The 2343-nt window shown below is 67.2% G+C and carries 2 protein-coding genes; both read right to left on the bottom strand.

The window, feature by feature from the left end:
* Positions 1-836: type II CRISPR-associated endonuclease Cas1 (cas1, locus tag Q0588_RS15865; RefSeq protein ID WP_298748229.1), on the bottom strand; the 836-nt coding region annotated here is incomplete at its 3' end.
* A partial coding sequence (gene cas9, locus Q0588_RS15860; protein WP_298748224.1) for a type II CRISPR RNA-guided endonuclease Cas9 occupies positions 812-2343 on the bottom strand: 1532 nt, incomplete at its 5' end. The genes cas9 and cas1, both read right to left, overlap by 25 nt.

The raw sequence follows: 2343 nt of genomic DNA, 5'->3' as shown, positions 1-2343 counted from the left end.
ACCAGGGATTCGGCCGTGCGTTCGGCGGCGGTGAGCAGGGTGACGGTCTCGGCGAGCAGGCGGGCGTCGCCCAGCAGGACGCCGGCCATGGTCCGGCGGTCGTCAACCGTCATGTCCTCGCGGCAGGGCGCCCCGTCGCCCACCGTGCGCCAGGCCAACACGTCGACGAAGGGGCGGAACGGCTCGACCACGTCATCCGCCAGGTTGAAGGCGTTGGAGCCGGAGGCGTGTTTCAGGCCGAAGGCGGGGATCAGGCCGGAGGCGACCAGGGCCCGCGCCACGCCGGAGCGCACGACGGCATAGCCGTAGTTCAGCATCATGTTGCGCCGGTCGCCCGCGTCCTCGCGCCGAAAATCACGCCACAGCTTGCCCCAGTAGTAGCGGGCGGCCTGGGCCTCGATATTGCCGGGGTCGCCCGAGCCGACGCGCCCGGCCATCTGGCGCAGGGTTTGTCCGCCGCCCGCGCCGACGGCGTCCAGCGCCGCGGCCTGGTTCTCGATCTTGCGACGGACGATGGCCTGCCACATCCGTTTCTTTAGCGGGGTAGAAGCGGCGGCCTGCTTGCCCGCCACATCGGCCTGGCGGTGGTGGCGGTGAAAGGGCAGGGCGAGGCCGCAGGGGGTGTGGGTCGCGTCGGTGAAGATGACGGCGACGCCGGCGGACATGCAGGCCGACATCAGGCTGGCGGTCAGGCTGGTGCGCGGACTGTCGATGACCACCCAGGCCAGATCCTCCAGCGCCAGTCGTACCTCGCCGTCATCCTGACCGACGACGATCTGATCGTCGGCCAGGGACAGGCGGGAGGGATTGGTCAGGTGCAGACCGCGCCACGCCATGTGCGTTTCTCGCTGACGATTTCGGTGCGGTTGCCGAGGCGGTCGATGGCGTACTTCTTGAAGGACTTTAACGTCCGTGCGCCGATCCCTTCGACACTCTCATTCTTGGAATAGTGAACCGACAACGAGATCGCTCCGGTCGTCCGATGAAGGCCCATGAAGTAACCGTCTATGAATGTGCCATCCGATTTCTCAACTTCCGTGAAGGACCGGGAGTGGACGCTCCATAGGAACTCAAATGAGCCGTCCATTACAGGCCACTCACTTTCGGCCTTGTACGCGCTCACCGCCCGGTTCGGCGGCATTGGCCAGTCCTCGGCGTCGAACACCTGATGCGGATAGATGGGCACCAGATAGTATTCCCAGGCGTCGCGCCGGTTCTTCTTCCGGAACACATCGACCCGGACCATTTCGCCGCGCTCGGCGACGCCGTCGCGAACCAGGACATCGACCTTCCTGGTGGTCGCCAGCCGCACCTTGGCGATCGGATCGCCCTTGGGCGACAGGGGGCGGCGGTCCCTGGGCTTGCCCGCCCCGATCCATTCGCGAAGAGAGGCGATGGTGGCGGCGTTGCGGTCGGGATCCTTGACGCGATCCAGATCGGCGGCGGTCAGGGCATCGACGGTCTTGCGCTCATAGACCACCGGGCCGTCGCCAGTTTCGGCGACACGGCGCACCGTCTGGGCGTGGGCCTCGCCGCGCGCGCGGCGACGTTCGGCGCGGCTGACGAAGACCTCGCGCATCATGGCGTGCGCCTCGTCGCGGAAACCGGGCCAGGGCGGCGGGAAGCCGGCGATGAAACGGCTGGAGCCGCGCTCTTCCTCGACCTGGGCGGCGCGGGTCAGCTGGTTCAGGGCGCTCTCCGAGGTCACGGCGACGATCAGGGCGTCCAGGGCGTGGTGGCGGTCGTCGGCGATACGCTTGCCGTTGTCGTCCTTCTTGAGGCCCTGGAGGCCCCAGGCGCGGCGCAGGCGGTCGGTCAGCCCACCGGGGCGGGCGAACAGGCGGCGGGTCTTCTTCGCCTCCTCCGGCTTGCGCGGCACGCCGGTGAAACGGTCGCTCTCGGGATACATCCGCGCCAACAGATCAAGCGTCAGGCGGGTGGCGTATTTGGTGTCGTTTAGGTTCCGGGGACGGAATTTCTCGGTCAGGACGGCTGAGTCCCTGAGCAGATAGTTGCGCTTCTTGCGGCCCTTCATCGACTTGTTGGATTCGACGCAGGCGCGATAGGTCTCCCAGCGCGCGGTGTCGGCCCCCATCCATTCGAACGGCGTGGCCCCGCGCTTGTCTTGATTGGCCTTGGCGAAACACAGGGTCTTGTTGACGAAGCTGTCGTCGCCCGAGCGGCTCCACGGCAGGATGTGATCGACCTGGACGGTGTTGTCGGAGGCGACGATCATGTTCGGGGAGATGTCGCGGTCGCTGTAGAGGCAGCGACCCCCCTGTTCCTGCCACAGCTCGAACCGCAGAAGATCCTCGCGGCCCGAGGGTTCGCGGCCGACGACGT

Origin of the sequence: uncultured Brevundimonas sp. (genome assembly GCF_937870815.1) — a bacterium.
GTDB lineage: Bacteria > Pseudomonadota > Alphaproteobacteria > Caulobacterales > Caulobacteraceae > Brevundimonas.
Note: the sequence above shows the minus strand (reverse complement) of the source record. Positions and strands in the feature narration are given on the sequence as shown.